Annotated in this window: 17 protein-coding genes and 1 pseudogene; 13 read left to right on the top strand and 5 right to left on the bottom strand. The window is 46.7% G+C overall.

Going from position 1 to position 22,725, the window contains the following annotated elements:
- Positions 1 to 132 precede the first annotated feature (132 nt).
- Positions 133 to 1,476, bottom strand: coding sequence for a glutathione-disulfide reductase (gene gor / locus QUA43_RS25955; RefSeq protein WP_333377725.1), 1,344 nt, complete (start codon positions 1,474 to 1,476; stop codon positions 133 to 135).
- A gap of 505 nt (positions 1,477 to 1,981) precedes the next feature.
- Between gor and QUA43_RS25950 the strand changes: the two genes are divergently transcribed.
- From QUA43_RS25950 to QUA43_RS25895, 12 genes and pseudogenes are all read left to right on the top strand, one after another.
- Positions 1,982 to 6,253: a hypothetical protein gene (locus QUA43_RS25950; RefSeq protein ID WP_333377723.1), complete on the top strand. Its 4,272-nt coding sequence runs from the start codon at positions 1,982 to 1,984 to the stop codon at positions 6,251 to 6,253.
- Positions 6,250 to 6,444, top strand: a complete 195-nt coding sequence (locus tag QUA43_RS25945) for a hypothetical protein (RefSeq protein WP_333377721.1) — start codon at positions 6,250 to 6,252, stop codon at positions 6,442 to 6,444. The genes QUA43_RS25950 and QUA43_RS25945 overlap by 4 nt, the downstream gene beginning before the upstream one ends.
- Positions 6,445 to 6,469: 25 nt before the next feature.
- Positions 6,470 to 8,689 carry a hypothetical protein gene (locus QUA43_RS25940; protein ID WP_333377718.1) on the top strand — a complete coding sequence of 740 codons (2,220 nt, stop codon included), beginning with the start codon at positions 6,470 to 6,472 and terminating at the stop codon, positions 8,687 to 8,689.
- A 138-nt stretch (positions 8,690 to 8,827) separates the two neighbouring features.
- The gene (locus QUA43_RS25935) at positions 8,828 to 11,674 is read left to right on the top strand and encodes a DUF6603 domain-containing protein (protein ID WP_333377716.1); all 2,847 of its coding nucleotides are present in this window, start codon (positions 8,828 to 8,830) and stop codon (positions 11,672 to 11,674) included.
- Positions 11,675 to 11,743: 69 nt separating this feature from the next.
- The gene (locus QUA43_RS25930) at positions 11,744 to 13,666 is read left to right on the top strand and encodes a hypothetical protein (RefSeq protein WP_333377713.1); all 1,923 of its coding nucleotides are present in this window, start codon (positions 11,744 to 11,746) and stop codon (positions 13,664 to 13,666) included.
- 243 nt (positions 13,667 to 13,909) lie between these two features.
- On the top strand, positions 13,910 to 14,674 hold the full coding sequence (locus tag QUA43_RS25925; protein WP_333377710.1) for an ABC transporter ATP-binding protein: 765 nt from the start codon (positions 13,910 to 13,912) through the stop codon (positions 14,672 to 14,674).
- 439 nt (positions 14,675 to 15,113) lie between these two features.
- Positions 15,114 to 15,338, top strand: coding sequence for an EamA family transporter (locus tag QUA43_RS25920; protein WP_333377707.1), 225 nt, complete (start codon positions 15,114 to 15,116; stop codon positions 15,336 to 15,338).
- Positions 15,339 to 15,539: 201 nt separating this feature from the next.
- Entirely contained in the window at positions 15,540 to 15,971 is a 432-nt protein-coding gene (locus tag QUA43_RS25915) for a pyridoxamine 5'-phosphate oxidase family protein (protein ID WP_333377705.1), read from the top strand.
- A gap of 173 nt (positions 15,972 to 16,144) precedes the next feature.
- On the top strand, positions 16,145 to 16,801 hold the full coding sequence (locus QUA43_RS25910; protein ID WP_333377702.1) for an aldo/keto reductase: 657 nt from the start codon (positions 16,145 to 16,147) through the stop codon (positions 16,799 to 16,801).
- Between the two features lie 53 nt (positions 16,802 to 16,854).
- Positions 16,855 to 17,946, top strand: a complete 1,092-nt coding sequence (locus QUA43_RS25905) for an RNA-guided endonuclease TnpB family protein (protein ID WP_333377699.1) — start codon at positions 16,855 to 16,857, stop codon at positions 17,944 to 17,946.
- A 135-nt stretch (positions 17,947 to 18,081) separates the two neighbouring features.
- Positions 18,082 to 18,396: pseudogene (locus tag QUA43_RS25900) on the top strand (aldo/keto reductase); the annotation flags it as partial.
- Positions 18,397 to 18,505: 109 nt separating this feature from the next.
- A complete protein-coding gene (locus tag QUA43_RS25895) occupies positions 18,506 to 19,510 on the top strand; it encodes an NADP-dependent oxidoreductase (RefSeq protein WP_333377697.1) in 1,005 nt (334 codons plus the stop codon).
- Between the two features lie 267 nt (positions 19,511 to 19,777).
- On the opposite strand, the gene QUA43_RS25890 is transcribed toward QUA43_RS25895, so the two are convergent.
- The 4 genes from QUA43_RS25890 to tadA form a co-directional block, all read right to left on the bottom strand.
- Positions 19,778 to 20,134 carry a hypothetical protein gene (locus QUA43_RS25890; protein ID WP_333377694.1) on the bottom strand — a complete coding sequence of 119 codons (357 nt, stop codon included), beginning with the start codon at positions 20,132 to 20,134 and terminating at the stop codon, positions 19,778 to 19,780.
- Positions 20,135 to 20,158: 24 nt separating this feature from the next.
- Positions 20,159 to 20,377 (bottom strand): hypothetical protein, encoded by a 219-nt coding sequence (locus QUA43_RS25885; protein WP_333377692.1) that lies wholly within the window; start codon positions 20,375 to 20,377, stop codon positions 20,159 to 20,161.
- The gene (locus QUA43_RS25880) at positions 20,374 to 21,102 is read right to left on the bottom strand and encodes a lysophospholipid acyltransferase family protein (RefSeq protein WP_333377689.1); all 729 of its coding nucleotides are present in this window, start codon (positions 21,100 to 21,102) and stop codon (positions 20,374 to 20,376) included. The genes QUA43_RS25885 and QUA43_RS25880 overlap by 4 nt, the downstream gene beginning before the upstream one ends.
- A gap of 432 nt (positions 21,103 to 21,534) precedes the next feature.
- The gene (gene tadA, locus QUA43_RS25875) at positions 21,535 to 22,035 is read right to left on the bottom strand and encodes a tRNA adenosine(34) deaminase TadA (protein WP_333377686.1); all 501 of its coding nucleotides are present in this window, start codon (positions 22,033 to 22,035) and stop codon (positions 21,535 to 21,537) included.
- 75 nt (positions 22,036 to 22,110) lie between these two features.
- On the opposite strand from tadA, the gene QUA43_RS25870 reads away from it, so the two are divergent.
- Complete coding sequence (locus QUA43_RS25870) at positions 22,111 to 22,707, top strand: TerB family tellurite resistance protein (protein WP_333377683.1); 597 nt, start codon at positions 22,111 to 22,113, stop codon at positions 22,705 to 22,707.
- Positions 22,708 to 22,725 lie beyond the last annotated feature (18 nt).

Below are 22,725 nucleotides of genomic sequence, written 5' to 3'. Positions count from 1 at the left end.
AGCTCGTCAGCAGGGTTTTGACATCACTGTTAGTGGTTGGCAATATGGCTAATTGAGAATGGTGCAAGATCTCAGTTTTAACCGACTTTAGCTATTAGCCAGGGGTTTAAACCCCTGGCGGCTTCGCGCGCTTTACCGCAGAGTTACAAACTCTTCAGCAGTCGATGGGTGAATGCCAATAGTCGCGTCGAAGTCTTTCTTCGTAGCTCCCATATTAACAGCGATCGCCATTCCTTGAATAATCTCGCCCGCGTCTTTCCCAACCATGTGCACGCCCAAAACTCTGTCAGTATTAGTCTCAACAACTAACTTGACAAAAGTCTTTTCATCTGCACCTGTCAAAGAATGAAACATGGGTCTAAACTTGGCTGTATAGCACTTAATTGATTCGGGAAACTTGGCTTTAGCCTGCACTTCGCTTAAGCCAACTGTAGCTGCTTCCGGCTGCGAAAATACTGCTGAGGCAACATTTTCGTGACTGATCGATCTGGGGTTATTACCAAATTCAGTATCGGCAAAAGCGCGTCCTTCGGCGATCGCAATTGGCGTTAAATTGATGCGGTTTGTGCAATCTCCGACAGCAAAAATGTGCGGCTGACTGGTGCGGCTGTCTTTGGTAACTGCGATCGCACCTTTATCTGTTTCTACTCCCGCATTTTCTAAACCCAATTTTTCTAAATTAGGCTGACGCCCGGTAGCGCACAACAGCGCGTCTACTATTAGCGTTCCTTCGGATGTTCCCGACAGAGTTAATTTTAAGCCTTCTGGGGTTTTTTCAATGTGGTTGATCGAGCTTTCTGTCAAAATGTTTATTCCGTGCTTAATCATTCCTTCTTGCACGTTGGTGCGAATCTCTGCGTCGAACTCGTTCAAAATTAAGTCGCGCCGGATGATTTGAGTTACTTGACTTCCCAGCCCGTTCATAATGCAAGCAAATTCGACGCCGATGTAGCCTCCTCCCCAAATGGCTAACCGTTTTGGCTGCTCTTTTAGGAGGAAGATTTCGCGAGAGGTAATCGCGTGTTCGATGCCGACAATTGGGACTCTTTGCGCTTCTCCGCCGACTGCAATTAAGATTTTGGCTGCGGTGATTTTTCTGTCACCAACTTCGACGGTATGGGGGTCAATAAATTTGGCGTATCCTGAAATTAATTCGACTCCGGCTTTTTCGAGAAAGCTGATGTGCAGTTTGCTGAGTCGGCGCACTTCTGTGTCTACGGTGGTGACGAGTTTTTCCCAGTCGAAGCTGCTTTCTACTGCACTCCAGCCGTAGCCCACCGCATCTTCGTAAAGGTGCGAAAATGTGGAGGCGTACACCATGAGTTTTTTGGGGACACAGCCGCGAATTACGCAGGTTCCGCCTACCAAGTCATTTTCGGCGATCGCCACTTTTGCGCCGTAGGATGCTGCTCGCTTGGAACTCGCCAATCCGCCGGAACCCGCACCTATCACAAACAAGTCGTAGTCGTATGTCATAATTGTCTTTACCTTCTTATCGCCCACTTACCAATTTTACGCTTTACTTTTCTTAATATATCTCAAAAAATTTTGTTTTTTTTTCAAGGCGATAGCTTGACTTATTGTCATTGACATGATATTTTAAAATAAATTTTTTTTGATTTTTTGGTGACAATTGATCAACTTACCATTATTCAATAATACATCTAGCTCGAAGCAAAAAACATATCGAAATGTGCATTTTTTATGACCCCGACCAAATAAATATAAATTTGGTGACTAAGGCAATAAAAACTTAGCAGATCTTAATCGAAATTTTGATATGTAGAGAATTATTAAGTCGGAGCGTAATCTTGGGAAAGTTGCAGATATCGTGAGATGATCTCAGAAACCATGACAGCGATGCATCAATCCCAAGTAAAGTCTGTATATAGTAATAAAAAAGTTATAGACGATCGGTTTTTGGGAAAAAGAATCCGGGGTTGGGAGTGCGTCACTTGTCCACATACTATAGGGTGCTACTGTGACCAATACTCTCCTCGTTCCCATTCACATTGACGCACTCTACCTCCCCACCGATACCTCGGTAATGGAGGAAATGACCGACTACAGTAAGCTTCCTTACCGCGATCGAGTAGGCAACGTCACAAATCGTGAATATGCGTATCTCAGCGAAACTGTACTGTCACCGCCCTTTGAAAATCTCAACTTGACGCTAAAAGCTGGTATTCACCTCCATTGGGCAATGCCTGATGCTCTGACTAACGGGATCGCAAAAGCCGATGGCATTACATTTCCCCTCGTTCCTAATCGGTGGTTGATTATCCGGCGTGGGGGCAACAAACCAGAAAAACAATGGGTTGTCGAAAGCGATTATCTTTATTCTGAAGGCGAGACACCACCGGACACGATTAATATTCTCCATCATCCTGGTAGTGGCGAGTACCAGCCTTTTCGCTTTTTAGGACGCAAGTGGGAGTTAGCTCAATGGCCTTCAGGCTCTGCAAATGCCCAATATGTTGAGGCATTGACAGCCATTGGCCCCTTTGCCAAAACCGATAATTTAGATAATGAACAAGCCGCCTTTGCTGGTTTTTATCCGAACTGCCGCAGCGTTTTCGGTTTTCACGATGATGAGTTTAAAGGTGCCACCCCGCCGGCAGGTTTGAAATACGATCTCATTGGCTGGTACAGCAACAGCGAAAAAGATTGCCTTGCAAAATTTGTGAGAGAGCATTCTGACAACGCTCAAACCCTGTTGGAAGCCCTACAAGAAAAAATGGCTTGGACAGTGGCGTTAGGTAGCCAAAACTTCCCCGATCGCATTCTGTGTTACTCGCAATTGACATTTAAACCAGGTGGTTCTCTGAGCGATCCAGCAGCAACTCTTCCCAATCCGACGATCGCAGTTGGCAACACGCAAGAGGAAGCCATAGCTGCTTATTTAGCCCGTCAGCTCGATACTGAACCTGAAAACCGCAAAAAAATTGAAGGGCAGTTAGAAGCCCTGCAAATGAGCGATCGCCTCCAACAACACAAGCTAGATTTCAGGCAAAAGTTTCGAGAAGTGCTGCACGAAAGCGGCTTTGTCGGACAGACAAAGGAAATGCTGTGGCGGGTGCTGCCCGAAGGTAACTCGTCCGTTCCTGCCAGTGCCGCCCAAGGTGAGGCTCAAGTGCAGGTGACGCTACCAATCAGCATCGGAGATCAGGTCAATACAGTCAACGGTTTGCAGCACCAATACGACCAAAAATTAGCGAAGATTGGCTCGATTCGAGAACAAGTCTATGCTGACTGGTACAAGTATATGCTCGCCACCTATACCCATAACGTGGGTGACAAAAAAATACTCAAGAACAAACCAAACTCGCTTAAAAATAGAAGCGACAGCGATTTAATCAAAGCTTTCATTGAATTGCCAGCAAAACCAGCACCAGGTAAAAAGTCGAAGAACCAATATGGACTACCTGCGTTAAACAATGAGATCGTAGCCACTGGAATCTTGAGGTTAGAAAAAGAAAACGAACAGAGTGAAATTGTCAGAGCCTCAGCTCCCAATTCTCAAAGCAACTCCATCGCTGCACAACTTGCCCAGTCAATTAATAACCTAATCGCTAGTATCGAGCGGTTCAATAAAGAATCGCGCTTAATTGCTCCTAATGGTAGCCAACTGACCGTAGAAGGCGATTGTACCTTAGCTGCGGATTCGGTGGCAGGTAATTGTTTGGAATTCAAAGGTACTCAGAATTATTTCAAAGTGTCTGGGTTGAACAATGTCCGGGCAATTTCAATGTGGATAAAAATTACAGACGGGAGTCGAGGTTATCTCATAGATGCTAGGAATCACTTAGCAAATAGTGGGTTTGCTGCCAATGGCATTGGTGACAATTGGGAAAAGATGTTTGTGAACGGGCAAAAAGTCGATCGCCATTGGGCGAACCTGCCTAAAAATCAGTGGGTTTTCCTTTATTTGGAGGCTAGGAGTTCCTTCAATGGTTCGATCCATTTGATGTCCAACTTCAACCGCACGGAAAATTTACCGGGGAATATTGCGAGCGTTTACTTTCACCAGCAGCCCCTCTCACCGGAAGAAATTCAGCAGAGTTACGGCGAAAAAATCGGTTTGCTCAGACCATCTTACAACCTTAAAATAGTTCCGGGCCCCCGCTTCTGGCAGCCTAGCGATCCAGTGATTTTAATGACGGGCGATGCGGTGACAGCCACCCACCGGCACGGTGAAGACGGTAGCTTGCGTGAAGATGGGTTGCTGGAATGTCAGTTGTTAACTGAGACGATTAACTGGCAGCTATTCCCCAAAAACATCCTAGAAAATATCAAGACAAAAGTAGAGGATCTTGCCAAACTGCCTGGGGGAAAAATTGGCTTTCACGACTGGACAAATCAGCCTTGGAATCCGTTCCTGCTGCAATGGGCAGTGCAATTTTTTCCGCTACGGCACAACAGCCAAAACAGTCGCACTAACAACTACGATGCTAATACTCTCAAAGATAATTACGAACTGCAAGTGAATGCGGTTGAACTCTCGCCTAGAAGTACATCTGGGACAAATTATTTCGGCGGCACAGTGAATCTTTACAGCGGTGCCAGTTTCCTCACCCCCTCTGCCGGCACCGTGCTGAAAGAGAATCTCATTGATTACTTGAACAAGCACCTGCTGCCAGCTTATTACGAAGCGCAGAAAACGCCTTCAGAAGAGCAAACAGAAGACTTCCTCAGCCAAAATTTCAACAAAGTGAAGGGCTGGTACGAACCGCAGAACCCGTCAGTCAACGATCCCATCTACACGGCGCTGCGGGCTTACGAGCAACTCCAATCTCTCAACTGCCTCGCTCAGAGCATCGGTGGCTTTAACGACGGGCTGCTAACTTACAATCGCACTATGCAGTTGGGAGTTGAAGATCGGCGGATTCAAGTATCAGTACCACCAAAACCAGAGTATAAGTTTCTGAACGATGTCCGAACGGCTGTTACTAACAGTGCCGATGTCGTACCTGGTAGCATCCTGCGATCGCCCTACTTGTATAACGAATTCAATCCGATTCGCGCGGGAGCAATGAAAATTAGCGGGTTGCGGATCGTCGATACTTTTGGGCGCGTCAAAGTCGTGGTTGATATCAAAAATCCCCAAAATACTGAGGTTGTTACCAGCCAACCCCTGACACCGCCGCCAAACTGCCCGCAGCCGATTTACTTGTCGCCCCGATTGACACAACCCGCCCGGTTGAATTTTCGCTGGCTATCTGCCAGTCAAGGACAGCAGGAAATGAACGATCACCCCACCACAACGCCGATTTGTGGGTGGATTTTGCCCAACAATTTAGATAACAGCTTGACGATTTATGACAATCAGGGCAGTCCCTTGGGCATTCTCGATCGCACGTCAACTTGGCGGCCAATTCCCGGCAGCAATCAAGTCATTGCGATCGACTCCATTGCTAACAAATACCTGCGCCAAATGGTGCAATATCTAGACCAACAGGGAGAAGGCTTTTTTACCGATTTCCTCACCACTGTCAATAAAGCTTTAGAAACGATCGATCCCGAAGGCTTTGCTCAAAATCAGGCGATATCTTTGCTGGTAGCGCGACCTCTCGCTTTAGTGCGATCGCAAGTCAATTTAGAACTGCAAGGACTGCCTGCCATTAGCCAGAATCAAACTGCGTTTTCTGCCGATATTTTTGTCAACGACGATCGCACCACAGATGCTTTCCCCCAGGTGAAGTTTCCCATCCGCATTGGCGAGTACCAACAGTTTAATGATTCTTTAGTGGGATACTGGCTTGAAACAGCCGAGGGTACTTATAAAGACGGCGATTTTTATGCCCCTCAAAGTTGCTATGTTCCGCATCGGCAGATTAAAACCCTATTTGATAATGCCGCCGATCCCACCCCCGATACGCCGGTGAACCAGGAGCAAACCTTAGAGGCAAACACAGCCCAAACCCTAGTGATGTTAGTAGATCCGCGAGGTCAAGTCAGCGCCAGTTGCGGCGTACTCCCGGCCAAGAGAATTTCCATTCCGCCGGAACAGTACGTCCCTGCTTTACAAGCAATGGAAGTCATGTTCCTGTCAGCCCCTCTCCTCAGTGACCTCAGCCAGATTAACCTCTCGCTTCCAGAAGTGGCTGGTTATGTTTGGTCTTGGTTAGGGAAAGAAGGAAATAATTGGTCAACCAGCGAACTCAAGCAGTTTAATTCCCAAGCCACATTATCCAGCCAGCAAAAAATCTATGAAGGCTGGTTGAAATTAACTCGAAATACGACAACACCATGAACGAAACTCAGGAAATTAAAATTACCTTAACTTTAGGAGAGGTCAATCAAATTTTAGATGCTTTGGGCAACGTTCCTTACCGTCAAGTATTTCAACTGATTGGCAAAATACAAACGCAGGCCGAAGCCCAATTGCAGCAGCCTGTAAATTCAAATTCAATTCCCCAAGAAACCCAAATTATCAGCGATTAGTTGATTTTACCCAGGAGAAAACACCATGATTGAAAGAGTTGTAAAATCAGAGCAAGGAAAGGCGATCGATCCCGACGAACATCTCTCAAGCCAGCCCTTAAATTTCCAGTTTTATTACGCCAATAAGGAGGGCAAGACCGAAATCCTTAATACCTTCTATTTGGAAGATGGCAATCCTAAATTAGACCTATATTTGGAAGTGTTTAATGAGTCTGATAAGAGCATCACGTTTCAGACATCTGCTGGTCGATTATCGACTGTTCAAGCCGGAGGAACTAGCGCTGCTAGTGCCGAAAGATGCCACTTCTCTCTCCGCTGGGAAAAAGACATTGTTATCAAACCGAGCGAATTTTCAGTAGAACCCAAGGAATGGCAAGTAAATTACGATGAAGATGACCACTTTTTCACTCTCTATTTTTTCCACAAATCTGGCTTTGTTTTGCGCCCTCAAAACTCGGATAATGGTTCGGATAGAGTTTTGCTAACTCTGAAAAATTTCACAGCTAATAATCGCGCCGTCAAAAGTAGCAATGTAGAAATGCTGTATGGCTCTCCTCTACTCTTAAATGATGGGGAGGTGTTTACAGAAACTCTCAGCATTAAAAACACCATTTCTGTCACGAATCATCCCGACTATAAAAACATTCCGCTACAAGTCCGTTTCATAGGGCCCAATACCATTCTCAATGATGAAACCACAAATAGCCTGAAGTTACAGATAGTCAATCGCCCTCCGTCCAATAATACTCGACCTAACCTGTTACTAGACAAAACGAATTCAAAGTTTATTGTTAGCTTGGAAACGGGCGAGAGTGCAGAAGTGCTGACAACATTAACTAGCGCAAACAATATCCAGATCGGAACAAATACAGACAACTGGAAGGTGGACAAGACGCAAAATTCTGCGGAGTGGACGGTTAAGCTAAACAACAGTTCAACAAAAGACAAATTAGTTTCAGGAGAGGCGATCGCGCTAGACATTACAAATATCTTTACAAGCAATCCTTCTGGTGTGGCATATCTGTACATCACCTACCAAAATATCGGGAACTATCCAGATGGGCAGTTGGTTGTGCCTATTGAAAAAACGCCGCTTTTGTATCGCGGGACGCAGGTTGGTATCGGCACAACTTCTCCCTCGGCTAAACTCCACGTGCAAGGTGGGGATGCCATTATCGGTGGCAAACTTACTAGCACTGGGGATGCCACGATCGGTGGCAAAGTCGGGATCGGCACAACTTCTCCCTCAGCCAAGCTGGAGGTTAAACTCGCAGACACCACCACTACAGATAGCAGCCTGAAGTTGGAACACAATGGCTCCAACTTTACCGTGTCTCCTCACAGGGGCGGGGGAAATAATTCGACCATTATTCAGAACACAGGTGGAGGCTCCCTAATAATCAATCCCTCCAGTGGCAACGTCGGGATCGGGACGACTGCTCCCTCCGCGAAGCTGCATGTGAGTGGTGGGGATGCGATCGTCAGTGGCAGACTTGCTATTGGTACAACCGTTTCTTCGCATATTCATCTGACAATTGGCGATGATGACACTGGGCTAAAGCAGCAAGGGGATGGCAAATTGGCTATCTATACAAACAATGCAGAACGGGTGCGAATTGATGAAAATGGCAACGTCGCCATCGGCACAACAGATCTGACACACCGATTGCATATAGGAGGTAAAAATTCAACATTACGTTTATCGGGGGAAGGAAACTACGGAGTGGGAGCAACATTAAATTTTGGCGATCGCGAGGAGGTTTACATCAAAGAAGATGAAGATAAAAAATTACTCATCCATGCAGACACTCGGATTAGTTTGGAGAGTAGCGTCGGCATCGGGACAAAAAATCCCTCAGCTAAGCTCGATGTAAATGGTTCTGTAAAATTAGGTGATGGCAGTACGGCTTGGAATCGAATAATTTGTGGAAAAGTAATTGTCCAGCCAGGTGTTTCTGAAACCCAATGGAGATATTACGGAAAGGGGATTAGGATGTGTCTTCGCACAGCCAAAACTGGGTTCTTCCGAATTTATTTTGAGAAAGAGGTCACTCCCGAAAAAATGGTAATTACCGTCTCGACAGAATATTCCTACGCAGATAACTTCGTCAGTGTCACTGCAATTCATAGTGACCATTTCGAGGTACAAACGAGAGATCGTAATGGGGGTGATGAAGATGCCTCTTTTCACTTTATAGCTATTGAATTAACTGAGAACTTCAGCAAGCTCTTGAACAGTAATTAAAGTCATGCTAAACGTAGCACTAACGTAGTGAAGCATCTCACAGTCACGGCTGAAACCTCAGATTCTGAGTAAAGAGAAGCGGAACTCAGAATCACATAAACCCCACCCAAACAAGAACCGATCGCCCAACCCAAAACTATGCCCCCCACCAAACCAGCATTAGAAGAACAGCTAGAGACCGCAGCCGACCAAACTCAAGAATCGCAAGGTGAGATAAAAATTGAAGTTGGCGATACCGAAATCACTTTCAATTACCAAACCAAATCCGATAACACCAGCAAGGATGTTATCGCTTATACAGCAGAAAATGAATTCAATCTAGAGGTAGGAAGCCTAATCGAAACACTCTCTACAAATTTTGCCAATTTGCTGCCAGAGGGACTGCGAACCCAGCCCATCAGCTTCAGTAATTTGATGGTGATTTATAGCAAAAATAAAACCAGAACAGCATGGCTGTTGGCGCTAGATATACCGTTGGGAGATGACCTCTCCTTTGGCCGCCTCCCCTTAGTGGGCGACAGCTTGCCCGATGCGATCGCCCAAATCACGATCGAGCCATCCCTGCGACTTGTCGCCGCTTCCAAACCTTTTAGCCTTAAAGAAATTCGCAAATTCAACGAAAACCTCCCCGACGCGATCGACAAACTGCCCGATCCCGGAGAGGGGCAAGGCAAGGATGCTGACATCTCAGTCCGCAAAGGCTTTAGCTTGTCCGGCACCTTGGGATTACCCGATGCCCCCAATATGTTGCCCGTAAGTTCAGAAGAAGGGGAAATCACCCCAGAAGATCCTGCCAGCGACAGCGAAGTCACTCCTACCAACCTGGGCATTTGGTTCAATATTGAAAAATCCTTCGGCCCGTTTTTCCTCAAACAGATTGGCTTCCAGTACGGAGAAACAGACAACAAAGCAGAACTGGGAATTTTGTTTGATGCCGCGCTCAAGGTATCTGATTTTACCCTCGCCTGCGACGATCTCACCCTCACAATTCCGCTGGATGGCACACTCACACCGAGCTTCAGCCTACCCGGAGTCGGGATAGAGTACAAGAGCAAAAACCTAGAAGTCGCTGGCGCGCTGCTACGTACCCAAAAAGAAAAAGAGGGCATCACCTATGAGGAATATATCGGGACTGCCATCATCAAATTTAAGCTATCGAGCAAGGGAGGCAAGGCAGGTAAAGCTTTCGGTGTGAGTGCCATTGGTTCCTACACTTACTACAACGGCGAACCAGCCCTCTTCTTGTACGCCGTCCTCGATTTTCCTATCGGTGGGCCGCCCTTCTTCTTCGTCACCGGATTCGCCCTCGGTTTCGGCTACAACCGCTATCTAAAAGTTCCCTCGATCGAGAAACTAACCGAATTCCCCCTCGTTGCCCAAGCAATGGGGGATGTCGGCAATAGCGAGCTTTCTGACAGCAGCGAACTGATTACCGACCAACTCAGCCAACTGGATGAATACATTACCCTATCTCCGGGGTCGGGCTTTGTAGCGATCGGTCTCAAGTTTACCTGCTTCAAGATGGTAGACTGTTTTGCCTTGCTGACGATCGCCTTCGGAGAAGGTTTCGAGATGAACCTGCTGGGAATTGCCAGCATGAAAATTCCCACTCCAGCAGAAGACTCCAAAAATTTCGCCAGTATCGCCCAAGTGACGATGCTCCTCAGAGCCAGATTTTCCCTCGATGAGGGAGTGATTTCCATTGAAGCTCAACTCGCTGCGGATTCCTACATCTTATCCAAAGATTGCCGCTTAACTGGCGGCTTTGCGGTTTACTTCTGGTTTGATGGCCCTCACGCCGGCGATTTTGTGATTACTTTGGGCGGCTACCATCCCGCCTTCAAAAAACCCGCCCACTATCCCACCGTTCCTCGCCTCGGATTTAACTGGCAGATTGGCGATTGTCTCTCCCTCAAAGGCGAAATGTACTTCGCCCTCTGCGCCCATGCCATCATGGCTGGCGGACTGCTAGAAGCCAGTTTCCAACTCGGTTCCCTTTGGGCAAACTTTATCGCGGAAGCACACTTCCTCATATCCTGGAAGCCATACTACTACGATATCCTGATTCAGGTGCGGATCAGCGCCGGCTTGGGATGGCTCGGCCCTGTTTGTTTGGGGGTCAAACTTCACCTTTGGGGCCCTGAATTTGGCGGTACAGCCACATTTTGGATTTTGTTCATCAAAGTTACGATCGAATTCGGCGATTTATCTTCCCGCTATCCTTCCCCTATCGACTGGGCAACCTTCAAAGCATCTTTCTTACCCAGCGATACAGCAGTTTGTACCATTGCTGTTACCCAAGGAGTGGTGAGACAACTCGAACAAGCAAATGGAAATCCCTTATTTATCGTCAACGCCAAGGAATTCGAGCTAGTTACCAATTCTGTCATTCCCACCAAGCAAGCATCTTACTATGCTGAACCCCTAACAAACGGACAAGCAAATACCCATTTCGGCGCTCGCTCAATGGGTGTTAGCGATGGCGACTTAGAGACGACTCACAACATTCAGATTACCCGTAATGGCACAAAGGTAAATCAAGGTGAGTTTAGTTTTGAAGTAGCCACTCAACAAATCCCTACCGGACTTTGGGGTGATGCCAAAGTTAAAAATACTACTTCTGGGGAACGTCTTCTGCCACCAGAAACCAACGAGCAACAGTTTTTAGATAATACCCTTTCTGGCTTCCGTATCATTCCCGGCAAACCGCCTGCACCTGGCAACACTCAAAGCATCGAAGTTACTAAGTTGCAATACGACATAGAACCAACAGAGAATCCCTACGCTTGGAAAGATATTCCCGCTTTTAGTGCAAAATCAGCCACCGATGCGAGCCGCAGAAATACTATCAAGAACAGCATCGCCAGTACCAGTAACAATCGACGCAACCAACTTTTACAATCTCTCGGCTTCACCCCCAACCAAGACGTTCAACTGACTAACTCCGTAGCTGACGCTTTTGTAATTGCTCCGCAAGTTAAGTGAAACAAATTCTCACTCAAAACTACCAATTCCTAACACTCCATCGCTTTTTTTAGCAAGAGGATTAATCCAATGTCTGCGTCCAATCTTAAAGTTAAATTCATCGAGTATAATCAACCGCCCCTAGACAGTGGCGAGTATAAAATTACCGTTGAGCAAACAATTAAAACCAAAACATCTGGAAAAATAGCCGAGGAAAAATTTTCCCAAGTTCTTGATTTTGTTGTTAGCGGACATCGTTTTGCCCCGCTAACTAAGAATGATATTTACGCAGTCTTTCCCCCATCGGGAAATTTGGGCGAATATTCCAATGCGCTGCCACACATTACTCTCAAGCGTAGCACATTACCTTGGGAGCGATCGGTTAATACAAATGATTCCGATCTTCCTTGGGTAGCTCTCCTACTGTTTCGAGAATCAGAAAAACCTACCCCGCAAACTATCAAATTAAAAGACCTCACAGGCAGTGCCGCTAAATTCCCCGGTTTCACTAAAGAAGCTGGACAAACTGATGAGGATGAACTCACGGTTATTGATGTACCCAAAAAACTTTTAGCCCAGATTCTCCCTACCCAAAAAGAGGTAGCTCTCCTCGCTCACATTAACGAACTTACTGATGCTAACGACAAGCCTCTGAGCGAAGCTTTAGCAACTGTGTTAGGCAACAGATTGCCTCAACCAGGTGAAGCCAGTACAGTTCATTTAGTGGCTCTGGAAAACCGCTATAAAGGAGCAAAAGGACAAGAAGGAGAGTTTGACTACCAAGGAGCGGGAGATAATGACTTAATCCGCTTAGTCAGTTTAACCAGTTGGAGCTTTACCTGCGTCAACAATCAGCACAATTTTACGGCATTGCTCAAAAAACTCGATCGCAACCCGGATACCCTCAGACTTCCCGAACTTCCCGAAAAACCAGAAAATAATGAGGCTAACAACTACCTCAAGCAAGGCTATGTACCTCTGCCCCACGCTCTCCGACAGGGCGATAAAACTATTTCTTGGTATCACAGCCCCCTTAGTTCAGGTCAAAGCCCAGATAAGCTGTCTGAGCCAGTTCCAATGGCTGATGCGCTAGTGCGTTACGATTCTACTAGCGGTCTGTTTGATGTTTCCTACGCTGCTGCTTGGGAATTAGGGCGGATGCTAACTCTCCAAAACCAACGCCTTGCTGTTGAGTTGTTTAACTGGAAGCGAGCTAATGCTCAAAATCTCAACCAGTTGCAGTTACAGGTACTGCACCTGCCTTTCCAAGGGGAAGCCAATGATAGTAATGTTAACCTACCGGAGGCGATCGCTAATTGGTTTGCAGATTTAGAACTTCTCAAAGGCATTCCTTTTAACTATCTCGTCCCCGACGAACGCTTACTCCCACCAGAATCTTTGCGTTTCTTTTGGGTAGATTCTTATTGGGTTGACTGCTTGCAAGATGGAGCTTTTAGCATGGGGCGAGTGACTTCCTCTGACTTAAAAACAGATACTACAACTCGGTCGGGCACTTCAGAAATCAAAGCAGATGAGTTAATTACTGGCTTGTTGTTACATTCAGAGGTAGTATCAGGCTGGCCAGGTTTAGAAATAGAAGGTTATAGCAGCAGCATCAAAGATAAAAGTGTTGCTAACCCTCAGCATAAACTGACCATTCTCCGAAGGGAGAGGCTGTCAGATAATATATTACTCTGCTTGTTTAAGGGAGAGGTGAAGACAGTTGACCTTTCTCTCAAGTCACAATCAGTAAATTGTGGCGTAGATCCCATTGACAAAGTAAAAGCACCTGAAACAGTTAAGATTACCAAAGGATTGCGAAAACTTAATGGCGAACAGGGAAATGAATCGATCGATGTTTCTTGCAAAAGCCAATTTGGGGGAGTGATTGATATTAAGGCGTTAGCAGGTAATCTAGCCAAGTTAAATAATAAAAAGGAAGAAGAGTTCACTTCTGCTCAATTTGCCCTCAGCATGATTGAAGGATCGCAAAAAATTAGATTTTGTATGTAAGTCCTTTGTGGATTGATTCCCAGAGTCGGCGTCTGGCGGATGATCCGCAGCGCCGACTGACTTGAAGGTATCTCCAGAAAAGCCTGTCTTGAAGAGGCTTTCGGGCCTGTTCCACAATAATTATTGGAGAGGTCTAATCATAGAGGTTCTGTTCATTAGCATCGAAACAGCCGTCACTCCTGCCACGAAACCTGATGGCAAGTGTTAGCTTAGTAGTTAGTTGTGTCGATCGCACAGAAAAAAATGCCTGAACTACAAACCGATACTTGCCAAGACCTCGACCCGCAAGTCCTCTCAAAACCCGTCATTGTCGGTCTGGAAGATGTAACAAAAGTTTACGGGATTGGCGACCTCGAAGTTCGCGCCTTAAACGGTGTCAGCTTGACGGTAAGACAAGGAGAATATTGCTCGATTATGGGCGCATCGGGTTCGGGCAAATCTACAGCTATGAATATTATCGGCTGTCTCGATCGACCTACGAGCGGCAGTTACTACTTAGACGGCGTAGATGTCGCCCAAATGCCCGAAGCAGAATTAGCCGGAATTCGCAATTTAAAATTAGGTTTTGTCTTCCAACAATTTCACCTGTTGGCTCAATTGACAGCATTAGAAAATGTCATGTTACCGATGGTTTATGCCGGCATTCCCGCAGCGGAAAGGCGCGAACGGGCAGTAGATGCTTTAACAAAAGTAGGCCTGGAAAGTCGGCTGCACAACAGACCGAATCAACTATCAGGAGGACAGCAGCAGCGAGTTGCCATCGCCCGGGCAATTGTCAACCGTCCCGTGTTGTTGCTGGCTGATGAACCGACTGGTGCATTGGATACAAAAACTACTCAAGAAGTAATGGATATTTTTACCGAATTCAACGAAAGCGGCATGACTGTTGTTATGGTAACGCACGAACCCGAAGTGGCGCGTCAAACTCGTCGCGTTGTCTGGTTCCGCGACGGGAAAGTTATTCACAATAATCTCAACCCCGAAGAGCTTTCACACGCTGTATTTTAGTATTAGTGTTAGGGCCTGTGGGATGTACGGCACAGATGAGGTATGGGTTGCGGGCAAAGAGGAGACAGCGATGGCTCCGCCCCGGCTTACGCCTACGCACTCAGGGATTTTGGGCATGGGGGGCGTGTTCAGGTTTTGGGTTTGGGTTTAGTTTCTCGCAAATGGGGGTGTTGGTGGCGATCGCCGTGACTTCACTTTTTGGATTGCTAGCATTGTCGGTAGTACAACGGTTGTCTTTTTTGGAATTATTAGCGGTGCCCGACAGCTTCAGGTCGCAGATTTAGCGCTATTGGGTTCGATAATTGCTGCTGATTTTGGCTATGCTGAAAGTGGGCGATTAGCTAAGGTTTTAGGTGGGTGGCAAGTTATTGGTGGGGCATTGGTGATTCTCGATTCTTTCTAGGTTTTACCCACAATTTTTGTTGTTTAAAAACAATGGTTGATAGCTGCACCGAGCGCCTGGTTTGGTTTTGCTTATGTGAGTATTTTTAGTCAATTTATCGCATTTTTTGCCTGGTATCATGGTATGGCAATGGGTGGAGTTGCACGGGTAGGTCAAATTCAGTGGTTGCAACCATTTTTGACGATTCTGGCTTCGGCAATTTTGCTTGGTGAAACTCACCGAGTCGATCGCCCTAGTCACGGCCTGTTTGGTTGTTGCTAGCGTAGCTGCGGGTAAAAAAGCATCAATTAAGCGGGCAGAAGATTTGTGAGGCACTCGTTTTCTCAACAGGCTATTGACTCGGATCATTGACTTTCACATATCGACTCCATCTAACGACAGATGTAAAGCCGGGATTATTTCTGTTCAATACTACCAATCAACAGAATTTTTAAGAGAATAGTAATGTTGGATATTGATGAAATGAGTTCACAAGAAATACAGGAGCTGCTACACCAAGTAGGATACGGTCATCTGGGCTGCATACACGAAGGCAAACCCTACGTGATGCCCATGAATTATTATCTCGAAGATTCGGACATTTACCTGTTTACAACCGAAGGCATGAAGACTCATGACATAGACGCAAATCCCGAAATCTGTCTACAGGTTGAAGAAATAAATGATGCGCTTCATTGGCGCAGCGCGATCGTGAATGGTCGAGCCTCCCGCCTCACAGTTCAGGAAGACATCGATCGGGCAATGCACTCGATCGAAGAACGCAATCCAACGCTGTCACCGGCTATCAATCGAACCTGGATTGATGCTCAGGGACGTTCAGAAGCGATCGCAATCTACCGCATCGACGCGAGTGAAATGAGCGGGCGCACGACTGATGGAGTCAGCAGTCGGTAAGAACCGAGATACCTCAAACGTTCTAGCATGAATGAACTTTATGCGATCGCCATTGATGTAGATGCCATTGACCGTGCGATCGCCTATGTCATTTAGCAGCCCAGTGATTTTGATGTGAATGAAATCATCCTCCGTCCGACACGTCAAGAACTTGAGACTAATAGAAAAAAATCATGAAACAGCGAAAACTCGGCAATCAAGGATTAGTAGTTTCAGAGTTAGGACTGGGCTGTATGGGGATGTCCGAGTTCTACGGGACAACCGATGAGTCAGAATCGATCGCCACCATTCATCGCGCCTTAGAGTTAGGCGTGACTTTGCTCGATACGGCTGATATGTATGGCATCGGTGACAATGAGGAGTTGGTCGGCAAAGCGATTAAAGGGCATCGCGATCGAGTCATCATCGCCACGAAATTTGGCAATGTGCGCGGTAGCGACGGCAGCTTTAAGGGCGTGAACGGCAAACCCGAATATGTCCGCTCTGCCTGTGATGCCAGTCTCAAGCGTCTGGGCGTAGATGCGATCGACCTTTACTACCAGCACCGAGTCGATCCCAACACTGCGATCGAAGAAACCGTAGGTGCAATGGCAGAGTTAGTTCAAGCCGGAAAAGTCCGCTACCTCGGCCTTTCCGAAGCCGCCAGCGCCACGATCCGCCGCGCCCAAGCAGTGCATCCTATTTCCGCACTCCAGACAGAATATTCGCTGTGGAGCCGGGAGCCAGAATCTGAGATTTTGCCCACCTGCCGAGAGCTAGGGATTGGGTTTGTGCCTTATAGCCCTCTGGGGCGCGGGTTTCTCACAGGCAAAATCAAGAGCAAAACTTAAGTGCCAAATACTTTGCTAAACTTATTCACAGTTAATCACCGAGAGGAAGTTTCATGTTTGCTGTCAAGCGGGCGCTAAAATTAAATAACAAGGAAGCGACGTTGATGGCAAAACACGCAGGATTCCGGCGCGTAGTTTTCAATTTTGGGTTGAGCCTGCGGACTCAAATGTACAGTGAGGGGAAATTTACCGACTCGAAGGTACTCAACGAAGTCAAGAAAGTTCTCACCAATCACGTCAAGAAAACGTCTGAATTTGCTTGGATGAACCAGTTGTCTAGCCGAGTTTATCAAAACGCTTTGATTGACTTAAAAGATGCTTTTAGTCGATATCGTTCGGGGAAAGCAGGTCATCCGAAGTTCGCCAGCCGCCGATCCGGTCAATCTTTTACGGTTGATTCATCTAACGGTAAAGTTTTGTTAGTCGCTGGTAGCACTATCAAGATTCCTACGTTGGGAAGTTTTCGACTTTTTGAGCCGTTAGAATGTGGTTTTATTTCTCAAACTTTTACGGTTTCAAAAGAAGGGAATCGCTGGTTTGTTTCCTTTTGTGTTGATGCAGAGCGCCTGCCCGGTGGGCAGTCTGAAGGTTCTGTGGGAATTGATGTCGGCATCAAGTATGCGGCCACGCTATCAACCCAACAGAGTTTTGATGCACCAAAGCCGCTAAAGCAAGCGAAAACCAAGCTTGCTACTTTACAGCGCCAAGCATCTAAACAGGTAAAAGGCTCTCGAAATCAGCGCAAAACCTACAACAAAATTAGTCAGCTCCATGCACGAGTCGCTCGTATTCGCTTAGACTTCCTTCACAAGTTAACAACTTACCTAGCTAAAACTTTCAAGCTAATTAAGATTGAGAACTTGAATGTTCAAGGAATGATGGCGAATCATAAGTTAGCTGGAGCAATATCTGACCTTGGATTTTACGAATTCAAACGTCAGCTCGACTACAAATGCCAAATGTATGGAGCTAGTTTAGTGCTAGTAGACCAGTGGTTCCCTAGTACGAAAACTTGCTCAAATTGTGGCACAAAAAAAGATATGCCACTAAGCGTTCGGACTTTTGACTGTCCTACTTGTGGCATATCTTTGGATCGGGATTTTAACGCAAGTTTGAATATTTTAAATTGGGAACCCTCGGCTTGAGGGGAATAGCCTACTTATCTTGGGATTAGCCGTCTACCCAACAGCGTAGGAAGTGAACTCGAATTGTGTCTAAAAATGAGTTTAGACAAGTTTAGATAAGTTTCACGAAGCAGCCTCGACACGCTAACGGAGGGAGACTATCGAGCTGAAAGATATCCTCGCTTTCAAGCCGAGAATCTCCAGCAAAATCTGGAATTAGTCGAGCAAATCGAGCAAATGGCCGCGACTAAGGGCATCAAAGCCGGACAGTTGGCGCTGGCGTGGGTTTTGGCGCAGGGCGAAGACATCGTGCCGATTCCAGGCACTAAACGCCGCACCTATTTAGAAGAAAACATTGCGGCTGCTGCTGTGACGTTGACTCAAGCAGAACTAGAGCAAATCGCCAAAGCGCTGCCATTAGGAATTGCGATGGGCGATCGCTACCCCGATATGAGTACGGTCAATCGTTAGGATTTGGCGCGAGTGATGTTTGGCATCCATGCCTTTAGTAAATGTTAAAAACAACCGCTAAAACTTAAGTCAATCGAGTTCTGAAAATCTACCCAATAAGGAGAAAATTATGACAGAGATCGTGAGCCGCGAGATTCAGCTAGTCTCTCGCCCCAAGGGGATTCCTACCGCAGATAACTTTGCGATCGCCGAGACCAAACTAGAGCCACTTCAAGAGGGACAAGTGCTCGTTCGCAATCTCTACCTTTCGGTAGATCCGTATATGCGCGGTCGCATGAACGAGGGGAAATCCTATGTTCCGCCCTTCGAGTTGGGCAAAACGCTCGAAGGCGGTGCAGTCGGCGAGGTCATCGAGTCCCGCGCCCAGGAATTCAAGTCGGGTGATGTTGTCACTTCTAACTATGGCTGGCGTGAATACTTCATAGCTGCACCAAAAGATTTACATCAGGTCAGCCGCGATATTCAACCCCCCTCGGTTTACCTCGGTGCCCTCGGTATGACGGGTATGACTGCTTGGGTTGGATTGAATTTGGTAGAGGTCAAAGCCGGCGATGTTATTTTTGTTTCGGGAGCCGCAGGTGCGGTGGGAAATGTCGCCGGACAACTGGCTTCATTGCGCGGATGCCATGTCATCGGCTCAGCCGGTTCAATGGAAAAAATCAAATTTCTGCGGGAAGAATGCGGATTTGATGTCGCCTTCGATTACAAGGCCGGCCCTATTCTCGAACAACTAAACCAAGCAGCACCGGACGGAATTGATGTCTATTTCGATAATGTAGGAGGCGAAACGCTGGAAGCGGCGCTCTCGGCATTACGGGTGCATGGCCGGATTATCGCTTGTGGCAGCATCTCCGGTTATAACGATGAAAAGCCCCAGCCGGGCCCTTCCAATCTATTTAATATGATTGGCAAACGCTTGACGATGAAAGGGCTAATCGTTAGGGATTGGCTCGATCGCCAGAGTGAATTTGAACAAGAAGTTGGCGGCTATTTCCAAGCTGGCAAACTGAAGAACAAGGAAACAGTGGTGGTAGGAATCGAGCGAGCGGTGGATGCGTTCATCGGTCTTTTTGAAGGCAAAAATGTTGGCAAAATGGTGGTAAAATTGGACTAGGTAGCCACTAATTGAGTGGGTACTTGCTTCATTATTTGAGCAAGTTGAAATCCGAGAGCGCTTAAACATTATTTGGTTGAAAAAAGTATAATAGTCCGCAAAACGCGAAAAGAAAATTGGGCGATTTAAATCGTTTCTAGACAAACTAAGTCCGCCTACGCGGACTGAAGAATCAAGAAAGTATTACTTCTATCCAAGAGGGCTTTAGCTATTAGACAGGGGTTTTCAACCCCTGGCGGACTAATAGACAAAACACCCGATATCTGCCTAATGAAAAGCACTCGGAAAAGCTTCCCAAACTCGATCGACAAAATCTCTAAGTTGCCGAGATGCGATCGCACCATCCTTTTTCTCACCATCCAGAGAGTGCAACTCAGTCAACAGCGAAATTACCTCAGTATCTAAAGCCGCCCGAAACAAACTCCCCGGCCACAGCAAATCAGCACCATCTCGCAAATCCGATAAAGTGTATTCTGCCGATAAATCCTTCCCCGACGCCGATACAACTAACATCAAAGGGCGCACCCAAAAAACTTGACGTGCCTCAACCACTTGGATTACCTCGGAATGCAGGCACGCATCTCCACATTCTAAACTGACAATTTGACCAGGCTTAAAGTTCAAAGCACAACCCATTAATGCTGACTTTTAATACAGACATAACAAAGCAGCGAAATACGTGCTGCATCTCTCTACAGCACCGGAAAAAATTATATCATAATTCCTTCTTCCGACTTCCATCGGACTGACATCCGTGACATCCGTTACATCCCGTACATTGCTCGTTGCCGAACTTCCTTCTTCCTGACATTCGTCACATCCGTTACATCCGTTACAGAATCCGTTGCCGAACTTCCTTCTTCTCAAATTTCATCAAGCTTTTTAAGAGCCATTTCGATCTCGGCTGTCAACAATCGTGCTTCTTTTTTACCACCGCCACCATTGGCATAATCCGCCACGGAAATCGGAGAACCGATCGCAATTTTTACCTGAGAACCCCATTGAGGAATGCGCGGGCGATAGCGGATACTCATCGGTACAATTTTCACCCCCAAACCCGGTTTGCTCAACTCTGCTTGAATTGCCAAACGCGCCAATCCCGGCTTAATCGGATGAACTTCCCCATCCTGAAAAATACCGCCTTCGGGAAAAATCACCAACATTTCCTTGTCGAGGAGTAGTTCCACCCCATAACGGAGACTGCCAATTGCTGGATGCTTGAGATCCACAGCAAACCCCCCCAAATGTCTGATGAACCAACCTTGCAGTCCTTTCACTTCATCAGCAGTTACCATAAACCGCAAATCGCGTCCAGTCACCTTCTGTCCAGTTGAATAAGGCATCATCAGGGCATCCCACCGGGATCGGTGCGTAGGGGCTAAGATGACAGGCCCGTCTTTCGGCAAGTGTTCCTGTCCGGTTATCTCAATCTTGCCAAAATGAAACGGTAGGACAACATAGTGACCTAACGGATAGAGCAAGGAGGTTAACCAAGGAGAAACGCGAGAGGTATTAGGTGCTACCTTGGCAGGCATTGGCTTCACTAGAGATGATTTACTGGACTCAACGGCGATCGTGGCGGTGTGGGGCATAGCAATTAAGCTGCTTTATCGAGATCTAAAGTCTAAAGTAAGGTGTTGGCCAAATCTTTAGTTTTTAGATCGGGACACTTTTGCTATTGGCCTTGTGCCGATCGAGCGATCGCGCCCGCAAGAGATAATCTCTAACAGGTAAAACCTCAGCCAACCGCACAGCACTAATGCAGAGCAGTCGGCCGCCTCGAAAGCTTGAGCGGGCAATTACGGATCTATTATTTCAGCTAAAGGGTCAATCCATTTTAGATTTTAGATTTTAGATTTTAGATTTTAGAATTGAAGCATTGACCCCACGGAGCAATTCGGGGGCAAGTTTCTCGGATACAGGTTTTTTATTTCTCTACGGATGAATCCGGGGGCTTGTATCCTGGATGCTTTCGGTCAATTTCGATTAAACATCGCCCCGAAGAAAGTAAAAAATTTTACCTGTTAATTTTTCCGGCGCGCTTCAAACCAAGAAAGCAACTGATCGCGGCAAACAGACTCCATAATACCGCCAAGCACCTCTAAACGGTGACACGAATGCGCGCTATCGGGAATATTAGCAGCAGTCCGAATCGTGCCAGTTTTCGGGTCATCTGCTCCGTATACCAGCAGACGAATCCGAGCTTGGACGATCGCACCAGCGCACATCGGGCAAGGTTCCAGCGTTACGTAGAGCGTGCATTGGTTAAGATGCCAGTCTTGCAAAACTTGGCCGGCAGCCCGCAAAGCCAAGATTTCAGCGTGAGCAGTCGGATCGCAATCTCGCTCTCGCCGATTTTGCGCTTGGGCAATCAATTTGCCAGTACCGTCAACAATGGCAGCACCAACGGGTACTTCACCAGCATCACCGGCTGCTTGTGCCAATTCCACAGCCCTAGTCATCCAGCGTTTATGAATAAAATAAGTAGTATCACTAATAGACAACGGCTCAGCTTTATAATTCACGTCATACCTAAGTAACACAAAAACTTAAGATCGATAAATAAAGTTACATTACAGCTTAATCGAGAGTCTTTAATTATGGACACCACTACGATTACCACTGAAATTGTTGAGCTGTTGTGCCGCATTAGCCGGCAAAAGCTGCGCGAACAAGATATCACTCCTTTGGTAGTGTTTTTGACTGCTCTGATTTCCATCCTGCGCGGAGTGATGATTATTGACAGGACGATCGCAGTTGAAGAAGAAGAACGGCTGCAAAAGACTCTCAAAGCCTTTGCCAGCGGCGACCGCGATCGGGTAGAACTAATTCAGCGCCTTGTCAAAGGAGTATCCAAACAGCAGGTTTACTTCAACCCCACGGAATTGCTAACCCTGACAGCTTTCTTCTCAGAATCTGAAAAACTGTTGCTCATCGGTTCCGGCTACGAAATGTCAGCGGCCGACGGACACATCGACCTGCGGGAGCAAATGTACCTACAGTCGATCGCAAATCGGCTCGGCCTCGACTCCAGACACATTGCAGTCCTAGACACTTTATTTACTAAAGAAGGAACCCTGGACTCAGAAGCTTTTGGCGAAGTTCAAGCTTTACTCGATCCCAGCGAATTCGAGTCCCGCGATCCGGTATTTGGCAAAGCAGCAAAGCACTTGCTGAGTATTTTACTCCGCCAATAATCCAGCGCATATAAATTT

Source organism: Microcoleus sp. N9_B4, from assembly GCF_036701635.1.
In the GTDB taxonomy this organism is placed as follows: domain Bacteria; phylum Cyanobacteriota; class Cyanobacteriia; order Cyanobacteriales; family Microcoleaceae; genus Microcoleus.
This window is presented reverse-complemented; position numbering and strand designations above follow the sequence as displayed.

Coding starts and splice junctions, on each gene's coding strand:
- QUA43_RS25935 (WP_333377716.1), top strand. CDS start 8,828: ATGCCCCCCACCAAACCAGCATTAGAAGAACAGCTAGAGACCGCAGCC.
- QUA43_RS25930 (WP_333377713.1), top strand. CDS start 11,744: ATGTCTGCGTCCAATCTTAAAGTTAAATTCATCGAGTATAATCAACCG.
- QUA43_RS25895 (WP_333377697.1), top strand. CDS start 18,506: ATGACAGAGATCGTGAGCCGCGAGATTCAGCTAGTCTCTCGCCCCAAG.
- QUA43_RS25880 (WP_333377689.1), bottom strand. CDS start 21,102: ATGCCCCACACCGCCACGATCGCCGTTGAGTCCAGTAAATCATCTCTA.
- QUA43_RS25940 (WP_333377718.1), top strand. CDS start 6,470: ATGATTGAAAGAGTTGTAAAATCAGAGCAAGGAAAGGCGATCGATCCC.
- QUA43_RS25870 (WP_333377683.1), top strand. CDS start 22,111: ATGGACACCACTACGATTACCACTGAAATTGTTGAGCTGTTGTGCCGC.
- QUA43_RS25915 (WP_333377705.1), top strand. CDS start 15,540: ATGAGTTCACAAGAAATACAGGAGCTGCTACACCAAGTAGGATACGGT.
- QUA43_RS25905 (WP_333377699.1), top strand. CDS start 16,855: ATGTTTGCTGTCAAGCGGGCGCTAAAATTAAATAACAAGGAAGCGACG.
- gor (WP_333377725.1), bottom strand. CDS start 1,476: ATGACATACGACTACGACTTGTTTGTGATAGGTGCGGGTTCCGGCGGA.
- QUA43_RS25925 (WP_333377710.1), top strand. CDS start 13,910: ATGCCTGAACTACAAACCGATACTTGCCAAGACCTCGACCCGCAAGTC.
- QUA43_RS25945 (WP_333377721.1), top strand. CDS start 6,250: ATGAACGAAACTCAGGAAATTAAAATTACCTTAACTTTAGGAGAGGTC.
- QUA43_RS25910 (WP_333377702.1), top strand. CDS start 16,145: ATGAAACAGCGAAAACTCGGCAATCAAGGATTAGTAGTTTCAGAGTTA.